Consider the following 20,228-nt stretch of genomic DNA (forward strand, 5'->3'; position numbering starts at 1 on the left):
AACGTATAATGAGTGAAGGCAAATAAAAAAGGATGGTGGTTCTAAAGTGAACCATGAAAGAGAAGAACTCGAGTCCTGGAAACGTAGATATATAAGGAAATCGTCCATTTTTCAGAGGGTCTCCAAACAGGCGCAAACGAAAGTGAATCAATGGATACCCGAAAAAGCCCATAAAGTGGTAACCGAAAGCATCAAGAAAATGGTGCAGGTAACGTTAAAAGGGAGCGAATGGGTTTCCCTCCACACAATTGCGTGTATGCCGGGCCTTTTGGAACGGGAAGCTCTGATGAAAGAGCGATTGGAATTTTACCGGAAGGCTGCAACGATTGAAGGGGCAGGTACCGGTGCCGGCGGAATCTTCCTTGGATTGGCAGATTTTCCGCTGCTCTTATCCATTAAAATGAAGTTCTTAAGCGAATGCTCCCTGATCCATGGGTATGACCCGAAACAATACGAGGAACGTTTATTCCTGCTGTATGTCTTTCAGCTTGCATTTTCAAGTGATTCTCACAAGAAGGAAGTTCTTCGTATAATAGAAAATTGGGAGGAAGAAAAAGAAAAGCTGAAGGAACTTGATTGGAAAACCTTTCAACAGGAATACCGGGATTACATCGATTTTGTGAAAATGCTCCAGCTCATCCCGGGCGTCGGGGCAGTGGTGGGAGCTTATGCGAATTATCAGCTGTTGGATCAGCTTGGTGAGGTGGCAAAATTTGCTTATCGGATTCGCTTCTTTAATGAATTAGAATAGTATCGGAAAGAAGGTCGGCCTTCATGGTCGATTTTTTTTGTTCATGCCGATGTCAGATCCATTTTTTTATTTTCGGCATAACTTCGTGTATAGTGAAAAAGTAGAGTTGCATTGTGAGGTGAGTAATAGATGAATAAAAAGAAAAAAGCACTGAAGATCGCTGGGCTCATATTATTTTCCTTCTTTTTCTTTTTAGCAGGCGTATTTCATTTTATCGAAGCTCGGGGATTTGCGGAAATGATCCCAGCTTTCATTCCTTTAAGAGAAGAGCTTGTTTACATCACAGGGATCATTGAATTTATCCTGGCTGTATTATTACTGATTCCTAAAACCCGTGAAAAAACAGGAATTGTAACGGCAATATACTTAGTCCTTGTCTTTCCTGCAAATATATACGCAGCGATTAAAGGCATTCCTGCACCTGGACAGGAAGAAGCGAATCAACTGCTGCTTTGGATCAGATTATTATTCCAGCCACTCTTGATCTGGTGGGTATTGGTAGTCAGTAAAATTGAACAGAACCATCGTTTTTATTAAGAAGAAAGGAACGGGTGCATGTGCCCGTTCCTTTTTGGGTTATTTCTGCACTGTTTCTGATACGGCATGTTTCTCTTGAAAGTGAAGTGTGGCACTTGCAAGTGACTTTGCAGCAATCAACAGCGCTTTTTCATTGATATCGAATTTAGGATGGTGGTGAGGGAAGGCAACATCCACATGATCAGGCTTGGCTCCTGTAAAGAAGAAGGTACCTTTCACATGTTCCAAGTAAAAAGCGAAATCTTCACCGCCCATTTGCATTTCGATTTCTTCCACGGTATGGACTTCATCCACTAAATCGGAACTTTGGATGAATAGTTCCGTCTCCTCGGAATGATTGACAACCGCAGGATACCCACGGTCATACACATATTCATATTCACAGCGGCCAGAAATGCACGCACCTTTCAGGATCTGCTCGATTTCTTCTTCGATAAAGTCCCTTACTTCCGGATTAAAAGTGCGGACGGTACCGATCAACTTAGCTGAATCAGCTATGACATTGAATGCATTATCGGCCATAAATGAGCCGATCGTCACGACGGCAGGGTCAATTGGGTTCACTCTTCTGCTGACAATCTGCTGGAGCTCTGAAACGATTTGAGAACCGATCACAATGGAATCCTTTGTTTTATGAGGCTGTGCCCCATGCCCCCCGGATCCCTTGATCACGATTTCAAAACGGTCGGCTGCAGCCATGATCGGACCTGTCCGGTAAAGTACCTTCCCAAGCGGTTCTGTAGCCCATAAATGGGTTCCGAAAATGACATCCACTCCGTCAAGGCAGCCTGCATCGATCATGGACTTTGCCCCGCCTGGCGCATATTCTTCCGCGTGTTGATGAATGAGGACCACCGTTCCTGATAGGGTATCACGCATTTGATGAAGGGTTTTCCCGAGTACAAGCAGTGTGGCAGTATGTCCGTCGTGTCCACAAGCATGCATGACGCCCGGGACGGTGGAGCGATATTCCACATCCTTTTCATCCTGGATGGGAAGGGCATCGAAGTCTGCACGGAGAGCTACGGTCTTGCCTGGGAGAGCACCTTCAATCCTCGCTACGACACCGTTTCCGCCGACTTGTTCCTTAACGGGGATGCCGATGTCTTTGTAATAATCTGCAATATACTTTGCCGTGTTTTTTTCCTGGAAGGACAATTCCGGATGTTGATGAAGGAATCTCCTGATTTTAACCATTTCAATCCAACGTTCATCTAATTTCTGATATAATTCATTCAGCAAGTGCAGAACCTCCTAATGTTTGGTGAATATTACGAATATTATAACACTAATCATGCAGGTAGAAGTGATTAATTATAATGAAATAAGGGGGAATTTGATGAAGAAAATACATTACATAACAGCTATTATCTCATTTGTATTGTTTATGACCATCGCTCATTTTGTTTATCACGAAATGGACATAATCGGAGAAGAGTACTTGCTGACGAATATGAACAAACTGCATTTTCTGAAACTGTTTTCAGTGATTGGAACTGAGATGGTCATAGGTATTGGATCCATTGCATTAATTTTATTTCTTTGGTGGGTCAAGAAGGACTTTGTCGGAATCATCACCGTTGTAGTGTTGGTAGCGGGAAGCAACGTATTGAATAAACTGATCAAAGGCTTGATGGGACGTGAAAGACCGCCTTTTTCTCATGGAGAAGAGGGGTTCAGCTTTCCGAGCGGTCATGCCATGGTTGGGTTGGTTTTCTTACTGGTTATCGCTTATTTCATCAGTAAAGAGCTTTCTTCAGTCGGAATGAAGATTATGATTTTCACCTTTGCAGTGATCATTTCTCTATTTACAGGCTTTAGCCGAGTAGTGGAACAGGCCCACTATCCGTCGGATGTTGCCGCCGGTTTCCTGCTTGGATACTCCTTTTTTGTACTATGTATATTCCTATACGAGAAGAGACCAGGAAACTAGGAGGGACGGACCTTTAAACCCAAGGTCCGTCCCTTAATATTTAGATTAAAAACATAGCCACGATTGTAGTGGCGATTAAACCGATGACAACGGGGAGCAGGTTTCGTCTGGCGAGTTCGAATGGGTCGACTCCGCAGATAGCGGCTGCAGGTATTAGTGCCCATGGGACAAGGGTGCCACCACCGACCCAGATGGCTGCCACCTGCCCAAGGGCAGTGAGAGTGGCGATACCGGACCCGATGCTTTCTGCGAATAGATTGGCTACGGAACCAGCAAGAGATATTCCCGAGAACCCCGACCCATCAAGTCCCGTAATGGCACCGACTGATGTCAGGGTGATGGCACCAACTGCCTTTGAGAGTGGGACAGCGGCAGCGAGGGATGCCCCGAGATCATTTACGATTCCATGTGACGTCGACGGGAGGAAATCGCCAATGATTGTTTGGAATCCGGAATCCCCTAAATAGAAGAAAGCAGCAATCGGAATCACTGGACCAAATACCTTGAAGCCGAATTGAAATCCGTCTATCATGAAGCTGGTAGTTTTCTCCAATCCTTTTCCTTTATACGCAGCCAATGAAATCAAGAGAAGAATGACGATAGACGTTCCGCCGATGAGGGCTGTTGCATCCCCGCCTTGAAGATCAAAGAGGACCATGGCTGTAATATCAAGGGCGAACAAAACCGGAATAAGAATCGCAATGACCTTTTTCCATCCTGATGATAACAGGTCAAGTGCAGAATCCTGTCCTTGCTCAATAGTCGTCAGTGAACTGGGATCGACCTTGAGTATCCCTTTTTTCATATCCCGTTTAAGGAAAATGAATGCCGTAACAGTGGTGACGACACCCATGACAATAATGAGAGGGATGCTTGCCGATATAACCTCTGAAACAGGAATACCTGCAGCATCTGCAGTCAGCTTAGGTGCAGCCTGTATGACGAAGTCCCCTGAAAGGGCGATTCCGTGACCGAATAAGTTCATCGCCATGGCAATGCCAAGTGCCGGTAATCCTACCCTCAAGGCGACCGGTACCAACACAGCCCCTAAGAGAGCGACTGCCGGAGATGGCCAGAAGAACCAGGAGATGAACATCATGACCAGGCCAATGGTCCAGTAGGCTAGGGCAGGGGTTCGAATGAACCTGGTGAAAGGCCGAATCATTACATCATTTATCCCGGTTGACGTCAGTCCTTTACTCATGGCAACGATGATGGAAATGACGAGAATCGTAGAAAGCAATTCAGTGATGGCAAATATGAAACTATTAAATATGCTGCTGATCGATCCACTTAAGGAACCCGTTGCCACTAAGGCAATACTAAAAATCCCCAGAATACATACAATCGTTGTGTCTTTACGGAAAACCATAAAAAGTATGATCAATCCTATGAAAACCAAATAAATCCAATGAAGAGCCGTTAGATCAATCCCCATCAGAAAAAAACCTCCTCTATATATCCTTCCTCAAACCTTAGGCGTTTGCCCTGATCTGTACTATAGATTATGAAAAGGGAGGTAAGGTGTGATTCAGTAAGAAAACATTTTTCCGTCTGTGGACTGAGGTGAAATCATGCCCATGCTCGTCAAACGATCGGGGGAATGACTTTATAATGAAAGGAATAACAGGAATTGCAAAGGACAATAGCGAATCTAATAAGTGATGTGAAGGTGGTGCTCGTATGAGGTATAAAGGAAGAAAACAATGGTTTTTCTCATTTTTGTTAATGGTGATAGGGTTGTTGTTATTACTATTGAATATAGGTGTCATTTCCTTGGAAATAACGCAGATATTTGTCAATATTATTCCTATTTTGTTCATACTGCTGGGATTGAAGTGGACAGTGGACAGCTTTCTGAAGAAAAGCTTCGGAAAATTATTATTTGGGTTGTTTAGTCTGGCGCTGGGGGCATTAATCATCCTGGACGCGTATGATTTGGTCGAATTCGATTATGAAAACTGGTGGAAACTTTGGCCGATTTTCATTATCGCCATCGCCATTCACAGGGTTGTAAGGAATAAACCGATCAAAGTAAGTATAAGTAGTGAGTATCCTTTCGATGAGATCCCGGAAGTACACGATGAACATCAACCGTTGGGAGAGAAGATCCTGCAGAAGAAAAATAAAATCAACAGGGGGTTCATCGTCGGTGATGTACGCTTTGCCGAACCAAATTGGCCTCTTGAAAATATGAGACTTTATAATGCCATAGGAGATTACTATTTCGATTTCAGTAAGGCTTTCATTCCGGAAGGGGAAACGCCTATTAGCATCAAAGGGTGGATTGGTGATGTGAAGATGATCATACCGGAAAATGTACCGGTGGAAATCACCCTTAAGGTCCAGGTGGGGGATGTAAAGTTGTTTGATCAGAAATCTGCCGATATACGATCAGAATTGTATTACCGTTCACCGGAATATGAAGAGGCAAGTAAAAAAATCAAACTATCTATCGATGTGAAAATCGGGTCGATACGGATTACCCGTATATAGAGATAGCGAATTCGTAATAAGGAGGGAAGAGCTTGGAAAAGTCCTCAAATATTCGAAATTGGATCTTCAAAAGTTTTTTAATGATGTCCGTCATGGCCATTCTATTGTGCTTTATATCACTGCAAGTCTATCTGTATTTATCAGAGGATCCGAGTATATCTCTCGAACTCTCGATTTATATGACCCTCTGGATGGGAATCATTCTACTGTTTTTAAGCATTTATTTCGGATTTCGTACAGGCTATACGTTCAAAGGCAGGATCGATGATATATCTACCTTCGTCACGCTACTCCGAAGTGGGAAATTCTCCGCAAGGGTCGATCGGTTTGAGCATGATGAGCTTGGGATTTTATCGGATGAGTTGAACCAGCTCGCCGTATTCATTCAGGAACAGGTGAAATCACTTCAGAGGCTAGCTGATGAAAAATCAGAACTTGCTGATCAGGCCCATCAGGCTGCGGTCATGGAAGAACGTCAAAGGCTTGCGAGGGACCTGCATGATTCCGTCAGTCAGCAATTATTTGCGTTAAATATGCTTTCTTCCGCGGCACAAAAAAGCATTGGTAAAGATTCTGAAAAAGTAGCAATCATTGTGAAGCAAGTAGCTGACATTGCAGGGAAAGCACAAGGTGAGATGAGAGCACTTCTTCTTCATCTGCGTCCCATCGACTTAAGAGGTGAAAGTCTTGCGGAAGCGTTATCCATATTGATAAAGGAATTGAAGGAAAAAACGCAGATCGAAATCGATGCCACCCTCGAGGGAATCGAAGATCTGTCGAAAGGGACCGAAACGCATATGTTCAGGATCATCCAGGAGAGCCTTTCTAATATCCTTCGTCACTCAGAGGCTACAAAGGTGAAGATTGCCACGGAGAAAAAGGGAGGATATATTACACTGTACATAAGCGATAACGGGAAAGGGTTTGATTTGAAGGAAAGCAAGATGACATCCTACGGTCTACAGACGATGAGGGAACGGGCTGAGGAAATAGGAGGATTATTTCAGATTCGATCTAAAGAAAAAGAGGGAACGTATATCGATCTGAGGATTCCGGTTTGACTTAAAGGGGGAGAGCACAATTGGATAAGATAGGAGTTATGATTGTAGATGATCACGAAATGGTGCGCTTGGGTATGAAAACCTATCTGTTGACTGAAGAACGAATCGACTTTCTTGGAGAAGCGAAGAGTGGAAATGAAGCTGCCCAGCTTGCTAAGCTTTATATGCCTGATGTAGTACTAATGGATTTACTAATGGAGAATGGCAATGGAATTGAAGCTACAAAGAAGATTCTATCTTTTCATCCATCCTGTAAGATTATCATCCTGACAAGCTATTATGATGATGAAAAAGTGTTTCCCGCCATTGAAGCGGGTGCCCATAGTTATTTATTGAAAACGGCTAGTGCCGAAGAAGTAGCAGCAGCGGTTTATAAAGCGGTAAAAGGTGAATCCGTTATTGCCTCAAAAGTAGCCGATAAAATGATGAATCGTTTTCGTCCTCAGGAAAAGATGCCTCATGAAGATCTTACCTCAAGGGAAATGGATGTTCTAAAATGTTTGGGCGAAGGGATGACGAATCAGGAAATTTCTCAAGAGTTATTTATCGGGATCAAGACCGTCAAGACCCATGTGAGTAATATTCTGAGTAAGCTTGGGGTTGCAGATCGCACCCAGGCAGCCATCTATGCAAATCGAAACGGGATATTGTATAAGTCGGAAGCAAAAGAGTAGGCAGTGTTGAGTGATGAATCATTAAGTAATGCAGAAGGGGCTTGGTCAAAGGGAATGATATCATTCCCTTTGACCAAGCCCCTTCTGCAAGAACAGATACGAAAATTAAAAAATAACCGGCTTGCTTAATTTTAAACGCGTTGACAACAGAGATTCGGTGGAAGAGATGGTGGCAAATTCATGGTGGAGATTTGCCAGTGACAGGCCGTGAACGATTTCAGCTGAAAATAACGAACCGTCAAACGAGTATGTTTCAAAGCATGCAGTAGCATTAAAAGGAACGGTTACATCATAGCCCAGGTCATTTGCCATTCTAACGGTACTGGATATGCCGTGATTGGTGGTGAACCCCATGACTACAAGAGATTCATACTTTTCCCGCTTTAAATATAAATCCAGATCCGTATCGATAAAGGCGCTGGTGAAATGCTTGATGATGTGTTTTTCATTCCGGGAAGGGTGGAAATTCTCCATGAAATCGAATCCTGCGGAACTTGAATGCAATGGTGATTCCATATCGAGAGAAGAATGCTGAACGTGCACAATCGGCCAGGCTTTTTCTCTCCAGCCTTGAAGCAGTTGATATGCATTCTTTTCCATATTCGGATTGTTTCGTTTTCCTAATGAAGGATCTCTATAAGCCTTTTGAAAGTCAATTAATAGCAGACATGTTTGACTCATTGGAACTCCTCTCCTTTCATTCAGGATGCCCATGACCAATACGATAAAGTATACTGTTAATTATTTGTAATTATGTATGTACACCCTCACTGCAATTGTAAAGATTGAAAAAAGAAAAAGCTGCCCAATGTCAGGCAGCTTTTTCTTCAGGATTGACCTGAAACATAATATTTACTTACATAGGAAGCACGTGGGAAGATGTCCTTTTGATTATCAATTCCTTCTTCTGTCCCCCGCTTAGCGTGGGCTTTCTCGTACTGCTTGGATTCCTGCCATCCAAGGAAACCTCTTTCATCCTCCCACAGGGTCATGATTACATATGTATCGCTGTCCAAAGGGCGAAGAACTCGAATCGCTGTAAAGCCTTCAACTTCTTCAATTAAACCGGCCCGGTTTTTAAAGCGGTATTCAAAAAGCGGTCTGCCTTCGTCTGATACAGGAATATTGTTGAATACAACATACCCTTTGCTTTCCAGTGTGCCGGATTGGTCGACAACCTCATAGCTTCGAGGAGACTCAAACACACTTTCTCCGCTTGTTTCGTGTAAAAGCAGTGCATCTTCCCCCTGCATCAACATCATTGTTTCTTCAGGATGCTGATCCATTATTTTTTGAAGGAAATCATGTGTACCCGTCGTCATATATAACTTCATCCAAATCACCTCAACAAATTAGTCACTTCTATTATACTCTTCCCTTTTCTTTCTCTCATGTAACATGATTCATGGATATTTTTTCTTCCTTCTTCGAAAATCGGCAAATTTATGACATTTTCCCATGATAGCTATACAATTCTCCTTAAAACGTCTATAGTTTAAAAGGGTTACAATTCGGACGGTCATATTATAAATAAGACAATTTTAGAATCTACTCAAATTAGTTTACAATGGGAATAATGAGTTACATAGAAAGGTGGACGAACAAAGGTATGAAACAGATGAATGATACTTTTTTACGAGCGGCAAGGGGAGAAAATACGGACTATACTCCGGTTTGGTATATGAGACAAGCGGGTCGTTCACAGCCTGAATACCGTAAAATCAAGGAGAAATATTCTCTATTTGAAATTACGCATCAACCCGAACTTTGTGCATATGTCACAAGACTGCCGGTCGAACAATATAACGTCGATGCTGCGATTCTTTATAAAGACATCATGTCACCGCTCCCTTCGATTGGGGTGGATGTAGAGATTAAATCAGGTATCGGCCCTGTCATAGACAACCCGATCCGTACCACGGCAGATGTTGAAAAACTGGGAGAAATCAATCCTGAACAGGATGTCCCTTATGTACTGGACACGATCAAATTATTGACTCAGGAACAGTTATCCGTTCCGTTAATCGGTTTTGCCGGTGCCCCGTTTACAATGGCAAGCTATATGATTGAAGGCGGCCCTTCCAAGAATTATAATAAAACAAAAGCATTCATGTATGCAGAACCTCAAGCCTGGTTTGCTTTAATGGATAAATTGGCAGCAATGACCGTTACGTATGCGAAAGCTCAAATCAAAGCGGGGGCATCTGCTTTCCAAATTTTCGATTCTTGGGTCGGTGCGTTGAATGTGCAGGATTATCGTACGTTCATCAAGCCTGTTATGGAAAGAATCTTTAATGAACTGAAGGAAGAGAACGTTCCTTTGATCATGTTTGGTGTAGGCGCAAGTCACTTGGCGAATGAATGGCATGATCTTCCGATTGATGTCGTTGGCCTTGATTGGCGACTATCTATTACAGAAGCAAGGGACAGAGGTATCTCGAAAACGGTCATGGGGAATCTTGATCCTGCGATATTGTTGGCTCCGTGGAATGTGATTGAAGAAAAAGCCAAAGAAATCCTGGATCAGGGGATGGGGCTTCCTAGTCATATCTTTAACTTGGGGCATGGGGTTTTCCCACAAGTGAATCCGGATACATTAAAGCGCCTGGCAGCCTTCGTACATGAATACAGTGCCAGATAGAGCACATTCACAACAGCCTGTACATGGATTCTATCAGGAAAACATGGCACAATAATGGAATGTATGAAACTGATAATGAGGTGAAGTATATGTCAAAGAAAAAAATGGGCCTGTTGGTGATGGCCTATGGAACGCCATATAAAGAAGAAGATTTGGAACGCTACTATACACACATCCGCCACGGAAGAGTCCCTTCCAGTGAACTGCTTGAAGATCTCCGTGGGCGCTATGAAGCAATCGGCGGGATTTCCCCTCTGGCGAAAATCACCCTTGATCAAGCGAAGAGTCTCGAAGAACATTTGAACAGTATTCAAGATGACATAGAATTCAAAATGTACCTGGGCTTAAAGCATATCGAGCCTTTTGTCGAAGACGCTGTCGAGCAGATGCATAAGGACGGCATTGAAGAAGCGATTTCCATCGTTTTGGCCCCGCATTTTTCAACGTTCAGTGTTAAATCGTACAATGGCCGCGCCAAAGAAACGGCTGAAAAGCTGGGAGGACCTCAGATTACTTCTGTTGAAAGCTGGTACGATGAACCCAAATTCATTCAATATTGGGTGGATCGCGTGAAAGAAACGTATGCAGGAATGTCCGATGATGAGCGCAGTAAAGCAGTCCTGATTGTTTCTGCTCACAGCTTGCCTGAACGTATTCTGCAATCAGGTGACCCGTATCCGATGCAATTAGAGGAAACAGCAAAGATGATTGCAGAGGGAGCGGGTGTGACAGAATATGCTGTAGGCTGGCAAAGTGAGGGGAACACCCCTGATCCATGGATCGGCCCAGACGTGCAGGACCTGACAAGGGACCTTCATAAGGAGAAAGGATATACTACCTTTGTCTACACACCGGTAGGGTTCGTTGCTGATCATCTTGAAGTTCTCTATGACAATGATTATGAGTGCAAAGTCGTGACAGATGAAATTGGAGCTTCGTACTATCGCCCTGGAATGCCAAATGCCAAACCTGAATTCATTGATGCCATGGCAGAAGTCGTGTTGAAACACCTTACTAAATAATTTCTCTTTTTTATGGCTACACAGGAAGGACTGAAGCAATTGGGTGCATGCTCACAGCTTTAGTCCTTCTCTATTAACGGGATTAAAGATATTTTGTTAAAGAAGGCGATGAACGTGTTGGAACCACAAACCAAAAAGGTCGTAGTCATTGGTGGGGGAATCACCGGATTAACGACGGTTTACTATTTGCAACAAGAAATCAAAGAAAGGAATCTTCCCATTGAATTGAAGCTTGTAGAAGCCACCCATCGACTGGGTGGGAAGGTCCAGACTTTCAAGAAGGACGGCTATGTTATCGAAAAAGGGCCGGACTCTTGTTTATCGAGCAAATCGGAACTCTCCCGCTTGGCGGGAAAGCTGGGTATAGAGGACACACTCGTTCGAAATCGCAAGGGCACGTCCTATGTGATAGCCGGTGGTGAGCTGTATCCCATACCAGGTGGATCCATTGTAGGGATTCCAACTCAAATCGCCCCTTTCATCACAACAAGTTTATTCTCACTATCAGGAAAAATGAGGGCTGCAGCAGATTTCATTCTTCCCCGCTCACAAGACAGTGAAGATCAGTCCCTGGGAAGATTCTTCAGAAGGAGAATGGGAGATGAAGTCGTCGACCATTTGATCGAACCTCTCTTAACAGGTATTTTCGCAGGGGATATCGATCAATTAAGCTTAATGTCAACATTCCCGCAACTCTATGAAATAGAACAAAAACATCGTAGCCTGATTGCCGGCATCAAAAAGAGCGGACAAGGAGCAGACTCTAACATCGAAGGTAACTTTTTGACCTTTACCGGAGGACTCGAATCCCTCATCGATGCCATGGAAGAAGAGCTTGAACCGAATACGGTTTACAAAAGCATGAAAGTAACGAGCATAGATAAAGAAGCCCAAAATGATTATACGATTACGTTTACAAATGGGGAGCAGATGGAAGCCGACAGCGTTATCGTCACCACCCCGCATCATGTATTACAATCCATGTTTTCATCCTATCCATTCTTATCATTCTTAAAGGCCATGCCGGCTACATCCGTTGCTACTGTTGCAATGGGCTTCTCTCAGGAGGCTATAAAAAAGGATATCGCCGGTACAGAATTTCTTGTATCAAGGAACAGCGATTACTCTTTGACTGCTGGGACATGGACGCATAAAAAGTGGCCACATACGGCTCCGGAAGGAAAAGCACTATTGCGTTGCTACCTTGGTAAGTCCGGTGACGAAACCATCGTGGATTTATCCGATGATCACATCGAGCAAATCGTCATGGATGATTTGAGCAAGATAATGGATATTGAGGGACAGCCGGATTTCACAATCGTCACCAGATACAAAAACTCCATGCCGCAATATACGGTTGGCCACCGGGAGCGGATCCGGGAAATGTATGATAAAGCAGAAGAGAGTCTCCCGGGAGTATTTATCGCCGGTAGTTCTTATGACGGGTTAAGCATACCTGATTGTATCGGTCAGGGAGAAAAGACCGTTTTAAAAGTGCTGGATTATTTAAAATGAACGAGACCACCGGGAAACTGGTGGTCTTTTGTCTTTTGTGGTATGAGGGTACTATTCATAGAATGAGGGATCTTACTTCCTGACCTGGTACCTTGAATGCTGGAGCAGCCAATTCTGTGGGAAGGCTGAACCGAGAACCCAGTAGCTTAGACCCCTTAACCCATAATCGTCAAGTACTCTTTGCTTTGCCAGCATGCTTCTTCCATCTTCAAACCAAACTTCGTGCTGCTGACCACCTTCATCCCAGTAATTGAAAAAGGGGGATTGATACTGGTCATTATATTGAATGCGTACACCATATTTGCTCGCCAAATCCAGGGCACCCTGGGGTGAGACGGTTTTTGCGAAGGTTCCATCAACCCATGGTACTTTCCAGTCACGTCCATAAAGGGGTGTCCCCATGAGGATTTTTTTACGAGGAATGACGGTCACGGCATAGTCCAGTACTTTTTTGACTTCATTGATGGGAGCGATCGCCCATGGTTTACCCCCAGCCCAACCCCATTCGTACGTCATGAGGACAACAAAGTCTACGATTTCTCCGTGAGCTTTATAGTCGTGGGCTTCGTATAACAACCCTTTTTGGTCGCCCTTAATTTTGGGTGCAAGGGCTGTTGAAACAGAATAGCCCTTAGGCTTTAAAACTTTTACGGTCCTTCTTAAAAAGGAATTGTAATTTTCCCTGTCTTCTGGATAAACGTATTCAAAATCAATGTTAAGACCTTTATACCCCTTTTCTTCTATTTTCTTCACGATGGACGAAATTAATGTGTTCTGCAGAGGTTCATTTCTCAATACCTTTGCGACGAGATCAGAGTTGAATTTTCCATCCACATAATTTGTCAATACCAATAGTGGCTCAACGTTTTGATTATTGGCTGCTGAAATAAGACCCGTATCATTCAATTCTGTGATAGAGCCTTCACTCGTTATGGAGTGGGTAAATGGAGCCAGATAAGTGAAATAGCTCCCCAATCCATTCACTTCAGCTATACCTTGCCCATCCGTTCTGGTCGTATAGGCATTTACCTCAATCATCGGTCTCATATTCGGAATTTTAATTTCCTGGTTGGGATAAATAAGGGATGGATTAGAAATGGCATTTGCATTTAATATCTGCTGCATGGGGACTTTATAATTATAAGAAATGGTGTAAAGAGTGTCGCCGGGTCTGACTTTATGAATGAATGCCGGCATCACGATCAACTGTCCGACAAAGAGTGCCGCCGGGTCAGAGATTTGATTGAATGCTTCTAATTCGTCCATGTTGATTTGATATTTTTGGCTGATTTTATATAACGTGTCCCCAGGCTGCACAATATACTCCTTTAATGGTTCAGGGATGAGAAGACTTTGTCCGATAATAAGTAGATTCGGGTTCTTCAACTGATTTCCATAAGCGATCTGGTTTACATCCACACCATACTTTGACGATATCGACCAGAGTGAATCGCCGCTTTTCACTACGTAAATATTCATGTTGCACCTCCTTACAAACCTTATACCTATAGCCTATTCAAGAGGGCTCATTCGATATGAAGGATCCTTGGCTTTAGAAACTGAAAAATATCTCTTGTGTAATGATTAAAGATGTGATAAATTTATCAATGTTAACAAAATGACTAAATAACAAATTTGGTCAAACGGTCATATGAAGGAGTGAAGTCATGGCGATTGATCGCAAGAAACAAATTCTCGAGGCTGCTACCAATTCTTTTTCTTTGTTTGGTTATAAAGCCACGACGATGGATCAAGTAGCTAAACTGGCAAACGTCGGAAAGGGCACCATTTATACGTTCTTCAAAAACAAGGAAGAATTATTCGATGAGATTGTCTCATCGCTCATTAAGGAAATGACCCATGAAGCAGAAGAAGTCATCGATCCAGATGCAACATTCTCAGAAAATGTTCATGCTGCACTATTTCGTTTGCTCGAATTTAGAAAAGAGCATAAGCTCACCATTAAATTATACCAGGAAGCCCGCGAAATGGGGACGCCTGCAGTATCCGAAGTGATCGATCGCATGGAGAAAGTAGTGATCAAATTCCTTAGTCACCGGATAGAAAAGGCCATTGCCTCAGAAGCGATCAAGCCATGCAATCCGGAAATGACTGCATTTGTACTACTAAAGCTATATGTTTCCTTGATATTTGATTGGGAACGTACCCATGGTCCACTGGATAAAGATGAAATTGCCAACTTGTTTGAACTTTACATCATAAAGGGGTTATCGAATTAGATAATCCTTCATTTTTGGTAATAAATGACCATTTGAATAATATAGTCATTTATTTTTACTCCTTTATGACCGTTTGAACTTATTGGTCAATAGTTCCATTTTAAAAATTAGTAGGAGGTAAACATGAAGAAATCATTTATTGGTTCAGAATTCAAAGCGATTTTTCGCAACAAGAAGCTGCTCATTCCAATACTAGCCGTTCTTTTTATTCCTGTACTATACAGCGGCATGTTCCTATGGGCATTCTGGGATCCATACGAGCAGCTTTCCGACCTTCCCGTGGCCGTTGTCAACAGCGATCAGGGCGCGGAGTTTGACGGAAAGGAATTGCATATCGGATCGGATCTTGTAGATAAGTTGAAGGATAGCGATCAATTCGATTTTCACTTCGTAGATAAAGAGGAAGGTTATAAGAATCTGGAGAAGCAGGACTATTACATGCTTGTGGAGATTCCAGAGGATTTCTCTGAAAATGGTACAACATTGTTAGAAGAAAGTCCTAAGAAGCTTTCTCTGAAATATGTGCCAAATGAAAGCTTTAATTTCTTATCTGCTCAAATAGGGGATACGGCAATGAAAGAAATCAAAGCCAGTCTCTCTAAATCCGTTTCAGAAACATATGCTGAAACGATGTTTGAGAAGATTCAGGAAATGGGAGATGGTTTCCAGACCGCCAGCGATAAAGCGGGCGAAATCAACAATGGTGCCATTGATCTTTCTCAAGGTGCCAAAAAGCTAAAAGACAATTTAGCAGTCCTTGCTGAAAAGAACGTCGAGATGACAGACGGTGTGGCAAAGACCCGTGCCGGTGCAGAGAAACTCGCAAAAGGTTCTCAGGAACTATCTGACGGTGTTGGGGTCATGAAGGATAAATCACAGCAATTATATAAAGGAACGCAGGATGTTCAAACCGGGTTGAATTCCCTTGCTGCCGGAATCGATAAAAGCAAGGCCGGTTTGGAACAGGTGGATGCAGGACTTGATAGTGCAGTAGACAATACAGCCAAACTGCAGGCAGGGTCTCAAACCTTGGCTGAAAAGATTGGTGACCTGAAAGGCGGAGCGGACAGTGCACAAGCCGGGGCTCAGGCAATCGGAGCAGGAGCCACTAAGCTTGAGAATGAATTGGCTCCATATATGGGAAGCCTGCCTGAAGAAAAGCAGGCCGAACTAAAGGCTGCCATCAATCAAATCAAGCAGGGTGCATCGGGACTTCAAACAGGTACTGGAGCTTTAAGCAATGGTGCCACTGAGCTTCAAAAAGGAGCGAATTCTCTTGCCGGGGGAATTGGTGCATTAAACGAAGGTCAAAAGAAACTACAAGGTGGGGTCGATCAGCTTGTAACAGGATCAGCTCAGCTGGATGAAGGTTCTAATCAGCTTGTAGCCGGTCAAAATAAAGTGGTGGAAAACTACGGTTTATTAAATCAGAAACTTGGAGACGTATACCAGGGAACGGTAGGTCTCGCTTCAGGGGCGAATGAACTAAGCTCAGGTCTTAACCAGGTATATGACGGCTCCACTAAGCTTGCCGACGGTTCCAGAAAGCTTGCGGATGGTTCAACAGAGCTTGCGGATGGAACAACGAAACTATCTGACGGTACAACGGAATACGAATCGAAATTAAAGGACGCAGCCAAAGAAGCCAACAGTGTCAAAGCCGATGATGATACGTACGACATGATGGCTGGACCGGTTGATGTGAAAAACGAGAAAATCAATCATGTTCCAAACTACGGAACAGGATTTGCTCCTTATTTCTTGTCTCTTGGACTATTTGTAGGAGCACTATTGATCTCAATTGTGTATCCGCTCCGAGAACCATCCGACCGCCCATCAAGCGGAGTAAGCTGGTTCATGGGTAAATTTACTGTCCTTACGACAGTAGGGATCATCCAATCACTCATTGCAGCGGCGATCTTACTCTTTGGATTGGGTCTAGAAGTGGAAAGTGTACCATTATTCTTACTTTCTACTATTATTACGAGTCTCACATTCCTGGCGTTAATTCAGATGCTGGTTACAATACTAGGTGATCCGGGACGATTCGTAGCCATCATCATTTTGATTCTGCAATTGACAACGAGTGCGGGTACATTCCCACTCGAATTAATTCCGACTGCACTGCAACCAATCAGTGCACTGTTACCGATGACATATTCGGTATCAGCGTTCAAAGCGGTCATTTCAAGCGGAGACTTTGCCTTCATGTGGCAAAACCTCTTCATCCTGCTGGGATACTTCATTGTATTCGTCGCATTGACGGCAGTGTTCTTTGTAGGGCTGTTCAAGAAACAATATACAAAAACAGTAGAAGCATAAGGAAAAAAACGGTAGATGTCACACACATCTACCGTTTTTTCTTCATAAAATGGACAAACCCTTCTTAAACATGAACGTGTATACTAATTGGGGAGAGGTACATAATGGTTATACACTGAAAGATATGAGGAGGATCAATCATGAAAAAAATAAGTTTGTTTATGCTTATAGGGCTTCTTGCATTATTTATCGCTGCATGCGGTAATTCAAATGAGGATAACGGAGCGAAGGACGAGGAGAAATTAGAACCAATACAGGCAAAATTAGACGTACCTGAAAAGGGGGAGAAGGGTCAAACCGTTTCTCTTTCCACGAAGGTCACACAAGGTGATGAGAACGTCGAGGATGCCGGTGAAGTGAAATATGAAATTTGGAAAAATGATCACAAAGAAGAAAGTGAAATGATCGAAGCGAAGCACGATAAAGGTGGTGTATACAAGGCTGAGAAGACGTTTGAAGAAGACGGCATGTATACCGTACAGGTTCATGTGACCGCACGAGACATGCATACGATGCCTAAAACAGAAATTGCGATCGGCGAAGTAGAAGCAGGGGAACATGAGGAAGCCGGGGACGATCACCACCATGGCGACCATGAAAGTAAAGTGTCCATTCACCTGATGAAGCCTGACAGTATTACAGCAGGTGAAGAAGCAAAAATGATGGTGCATGTTGAAAATGAAGAAGCACCATTGGAAGATGCCAAAGTTCGATTTGAAATTTATCAAGAAGACCAGGAGAAACATGAGTGGGTGGATCTGACTCCAGGTGAGGCCGGCAAATACAGTGGCTCCTATACTTTCCCGGAAAAAGGTTCATATAATGTACAGGTGCATGTCACCAAGGGAGAAGAAATTCACGAACACACAATGGAAACAGTAGAAGTACAATAAACATAAAAAGGATGCTCTTTATGAAGAGCATCCTTTTTATTACCCCTTGATAACCAGCTTCTTAATATTCGTAGTCAGTCGTACATTTTTCGCAATAAATGCCGTAGCACTCATGCTGCTCCTCAATTGTATCTCCACACTGTGCACAAGACTTAGGCGGCAAATTTCGAAAGAACTCAACAATATTTTTTACCATGTTCATCACCCTCCGTAAATTTGTATTCACCCATCAATTGTTCGTGTTATATAACTGATGTGTTAATTTATTTTATTGTATTATAACAGTATGAGTTTCGTCAACAATTAATTCTAAAATGGGCGAAAAAAATGAAAAAATAGGCACAATGAAGTATAGTAGGGGTACATACTAATGTGAAAGGCGAGGTTCAAACATGAAGCTAACCGTAATTGGGCAATGGGGCGGCTATCCGAAGGCAGGAGAAGCAAGCACCGGGTACTTACTCCAGCATAATGGCTATAACCTGCTTATTGACTGTGGCAGTGGTGTACTGTCCCACCTGCAGCATCACGTAGAGGCAACAGACCTGGATGCGATCCTCGTATCCCACTATCATCCGGATCACGTGGCAGATATCGGTGTACTACAACACGCTTTGTTGATTCAATACTTCCTTGGGAAGAATAAAGGTACACTACCGGTATATGCCCACAGAGAAGATCAACGGGGCTTTGAAACGATTACATATAAAGATTTAATGAAAGCCCATGAATATAAGGAAGATTCTTCATTATCGGTTGGCCCCTTCACAGTAACATTTGTGAAGACCAGGCATCCCGTTCCATGCTACGGAATGAGGATCGAAGCAGACGGAAAAGTCTTGTTCTACACTGCAGATTCTGCCTTTAGTGAGGAGTTTGTTTCATTCGGTCAAGATGCAGACGTACTTCTGTGTGAGTGTAATTTTTATGGGGAAATGGATGCTTCAAACGCTGGTCATATGACGAGTCTTGACGCAGGTCACCTAGCTCAAGAGTCCAATGCACGAAAGCTGATACTGACCCATTTACCCCATTTCGGAGAGCTGGATCAGCTGGTAACGGAAGCGAGTACCCTTTATAAGGGTGAGGTACTGTTAGCGAAAAAAGATATGGTAGTAGAGATATAGGAGGAAGAAAGATGTTATTTATCGATAATAAAGGAATCACGGATCCAAGGATCAACCTTGCTATTGAAGAATATGCACTGAAGAACTTAGATATTAATGAGAGTTATTTATTATTTTATATCAATGAACCGTCCATCATCATCGGGAAAAATCAAAATACAGTTGAGGAAATCAACACGGATTATGTGGAGAAACAAGGACTCCATGTCGTTCGCCGCCTTTCCGGTGGGGGAGCTGTTTACCATGACTTAGGGAATCTGAACTTCAGCTTCATCACGAAGGATGATGGAGAGAGCTTCCACAACTTTAAAAAATTCACTGAGCCTGTTGTAACAGCTCTTCATAAGCTCGGAGTAAAGGCAGAGCTTAGCGGTCGTAACGATATTATCGCTGAAGGCAGGAAGATTTCCGGTAACGCCCAGTTCTCCACGAAAGGTCGCATGTTCAGTCACGGAACGCTCCTATTTGATTCTGAAATGGAAAACGTCGTGTCAGCTTTGCGGGTGAAAAAGGACAAGATTGAATCAAAAGGGATTAAATCGATCCGCAGCCGCGTGGCCAATATCTCGGAATTCCTTTCAGAAAAAATGACGATAGAAGAGTTCCGCTCTACCCTTCTCGATTTTATCTTTGACGGTAGCGACGTAGAAGAATATGTCCTGACGGAAGAAGATTGGAAGAACATCCATGCACTTTCAAAAGAGCGCTATCAAAACTGGGATTGGAACTATGGTAAATCCCCGAAATTTAATCTTCAGCACTCTCACAGATTCCCCGTCGGGTCCATTGATGTCCGTCTTGAAGTGAACAAGGGTAAAATCGAAAACTGTAAAATCTACGGTGATTTCTTCGGTGTCGGCAATGTTGATGACATCGAAGAAAAGCTGATAGGCACCCGCTATGAACGAAAAGACATTGCCGGGGCATTGGAGGGTGTTGATATTCAACACTATTTTGGGAATGTGACAAAGGAAGAATTTGTGGATTTGGTATACTAATATTGATGGAAAAGTCGT

At 43.2% G+C, this 20,228-nt stretch carries 20 protein-coding genes; 14 read left to right on the plus strand and 6 right to left on the minus strand.

Going from position 1 to position 20,228, the window contains the following annotated elements; all coding sequences use genetic code 11:
- The first annotated feature begins 46 nt into the window (after positions 1-46).
- Together SLH55_RS08110 and SLH55_RS08115 are read left to right on the plus strand one after the other, a co-directional pair.
- A complete protein-coding gene (locus tag SLH55_RS08110; RefSeq protein WP_219165667.1) occupies positions 47-751 on the plus strand; it encodes an EcsC family protein in 705 nt (234 codons plus the stop codon).
- A gap of 129 nt (positions 752-880) precedes the next feature.
- A complete protein-coding gene (locus SLH55_RS08115) occupies positions 881-1,288 on the plus strand; it encodes a DoxX family protein (RefSeq protein WP_219165666.1) in 408 nt (135 codons plus the stop codon).
- Between the two features lie 39 nt (positions 1,289-1,327).
- Here SLH55_RS08115 and SLH55_RS08120 read toward each other — a convergent pair whose 3' ends face one another.
- Entirely contained in the window at positions 1,328-2,530 is a 1,203-nt protein-coding gene (locus tag SLH55_RS08120) for a M20 family metallopeptidase (protein ID WP_307513413.1), read from the minus strand.
- Positions 2,531-2,627: 97 nt separating this feature from the next.
- On the opposite strand from SLH55_RS08120, the gene SLH55_RS08125 reads away from it, so the two are divergent.
- A complete protein-coding gene (locus tag SLH55_RS08125; RefSeq protein WP_219165665.1) occupies positions 2,628-3,221 on the plus strand; it encodes a phosphatase PAP2 family protein in 594 nt (197 codons plus the stop codon).
- Positions 3,222-3,261: 40 nt separating this feature from the next.
- Here SLH55_RS08125 and SLH55_RS08130 read toward each other — a convergent pair whose 3' ends face one another.
- On the minus strand, positions 3,262-4,659 hold the full coding sequence (locus SLH55_RS08130; RefSeq protein ID WP_219165664.1) for a hypothetical protein: 1,398 nt from the start codon (positions 4,657-4,659) through the stop codon (positions 3,262-3,264).
- 245 nt (positions 4,660-4,904) lie between these two features.
- Here SLH55_RS08130 and liaF point away from each other — a divergent pair, with 245 nt between their 5' ends.
- Genes liaF through SLH55_RS08145 form a run of 3 tightly spaced genes read left to right on the plus strand, consistent with a single transcriptional unit; the run spans position 4,905 to position 7,452 of the window.
- Positions 4,905-5,717 (plus strand): cell wall-active antibiotics response protein LiaF, encoded by an 813-nt coding sequence (gene liaF, locus SLH55_RS08135; protein WP_219165663.1) that lies wholly within the window; start codon positions 4,905-4,907, stop codon positions 5,715-5,717.
- 32 nt (positions 5,718-5,749) lie between these two features.
- Positions 5,750-6,778 (plus strand): sensor histidine kinase, encoded by a 1,029-nt coding sequence (locus SLH55_RS08140; RefSeq protein ID WP_257474847.1) that lies wholly within the window; start codon positions 5,750-5,752, stop codon positions 6,776-6,778.
- A gap of 20 nt (positions 6,779-6,798) precedes the next feature.
- Positions 6,799-7,452 (plus strand): response regulator, encoded by a 654-nt coding sequence (locus SLH55_RS08145; protein ID WP_307513410.1) that lies wholly within the window; start codon positions 6,799-6,801, stop codon positions 7,450-7,452.
- 105 nt (positions 7,453-7,557) lie between these two features.
- Here the strand turns inward: SLH55_RS08145 and SLH55_RS08150 are convergent, their stop codons facing one another.
- Positions 7,558-8,133 (minus strand): cysteine hydrolase family protein, encoded by a 576-nt coding sequence (locus SLH55_RS08150; RefSeq protein WP_320323147.1) that lies wholly within the window; start codon positions 8,131-8,133, stop codon positions 7,558-7,560.
- Between the two features lie 146 nt (positions 8,134-8,279).
- Positions 8,280-8,786 (minus strand): antibiotic biosynthesis monooxygenase family protein, encoded by a 507-nt coding sequence (locus SLH55_RS08155; protein ID WP_219167032.1) that lies wholly within the window; start codon positions 8,784-8,786, stop codon positions 8,280-8,282.
- 275 nt (positions 8,787-9,061) lie between these two features.
- Between SLH55_RS08155 and hemE the strand changes: the two genes are divergently transcribed.
- The 3 genes from hemE to hemY all read left to right on the plus strand — a co-directional run bounded on the left by hemE (position 9,062) and on the right by hemY (position 12,630).
- Complete coding sequence (gene hemE / locus SLH55_RS08160) at positions 9,062-10,093, plus strand: uroporphyrinogen decarboxylase (protein WP_320323148.1); 1,032 nt, start codon at positions 9,062-9,064, stop codon at positions 10,091-10,093.
- A gap of 89 nt (positions 10,094-10,182) precedes the next feature.
- Complete coding sequence (hemH, locus tag SLH55_RS08165; protein ID WP_320323149.1) at positions 10,183-11,115, plus strand: ferrochelatase; 933 nt, start codon at positions 10,183-10,185, stop codon at positions 11,113-11,115.
- 117 nt (positions 11,116-11,232) lie between these two features.
- Complete coding sequence (hemY, locus tag SLH55_RS08170; protein WP_226676861.1) at positions 11,233-12,630, plus strand: protoporphyrinogen oxidase; 1,398 nt, start codon at positions 11,233-11,235, stop codon at positions 12,628-12,630.
- A gap of 72 nt (positions 12,631-12,702) precedes the next feature.
- Here the strand turns inward: hemY and SLH55_RS08175 are convergent, their stop codons facing one another.
- On the minus strand, positions 12,703-14,109 hold the full coding sequence (locus tag SLH55_RS08175; protein WP_219167029.1) for a LysM peptidoglycan-binding domain-containing protein: 1,407 nt from the start codon (positions 14,107-14,109) through the stop codon (positions 12,703-12,705).
- A 188-nt stretch (positions 14,110-14,297) separates the two neighbouring features.
- Between SLH55_RS08175 and SLH55_RS08180 the strand changes: the two genes are divergently transcribed.
- The 3 genes from SLH55_RS08180 to SLH55_RS08190 all read left to right on the plus strand — a co-directional run bounded on the left by SLH55_RS08180 (position 14,298) and on the right by SLH55_RS08190 (position 18,085).
- Positions 14,298-14,870, plus strand: a complete 573-nt coding sequence (locus SLH55_RS08180; RefSeq protein WP_219167028.1) for a TetR/AcrR family transcriptional regulator — start codon at positions 14,298-14,300, stop codon at positions 14,868-14,870.
- Between the two features lie 123 nt (positions 14,871-14,993).
- Positions 14,994-17,192, plus strand: a complete 2,199-nt coding sequence (locus tag SLH55_RS08185) for a YhgE/Pip domain-containing protein (RefSeq protein ID WP_219167027.1) — start codon at positions 14,994-14,996, stop codon at positions 17,190-17,192.
- 140 nt (positions 17,193-17,332) lie between these two features.
- Complete coding sequence (locus SLH55_RS08190) at positions 17,333-18,085, plus strand: FixH family protein (protein ID WP_320323150.1); 753 nt, start codon at positions 17,333-17,335, stop codon at positions 18,083-18,085.
- 61 nt (positions 18,086-18,146) lie between these two features.
- Here the strand turns inward: SLH55_RS08190 and yhfH are convergent, their stop codons facing one another.
- A complete protein-coding gene (gene yhfH / locus SLH55_RS08195) occupies positions 18,147-18,281 on the minus strand; it encodes a protein YhfH (protein ID WP_079533738.1) in 135 nt (44 codons plus the stop codon).
- 196 nt (positions 18,282-18,477) lie between these two features.
- Here yhfH and SLH55_RS08200 point away from each other — a divergent pair, with 196 nt between their 5' ends.
- Entirely contained in the window at positions 18,478-19,212 is a 735-nt protein-coding gene (locus SLH55_RS08200) for an MBL fold metallo-hydrolase (RefSeq protein ID WP_320323151.1), read from the plus strand.
- An 11-nt stretch (positions 19,213-19,223) separates the two neighbouring features.
- A complete protein-coding gene (locus tag SLH55_RS08205) occupies positions 19,224-20,210 on the plus strand; it encodes a lipoate--protein ligase (protein WP_320323152.1) in 987 nt (328 codons plus the stop codon).
- Positions 20,211-20,228 lie beyond the last annotated feature (18 nt).

It is taken from the genome of Rossellomorea sp. YZS02 (assembly GCF_033963925.1).
Classification (GTDB): Bacteria; Bacillota; Bacilli; order Bacillales; family Bacillaceae_B; genus Rossellomorea.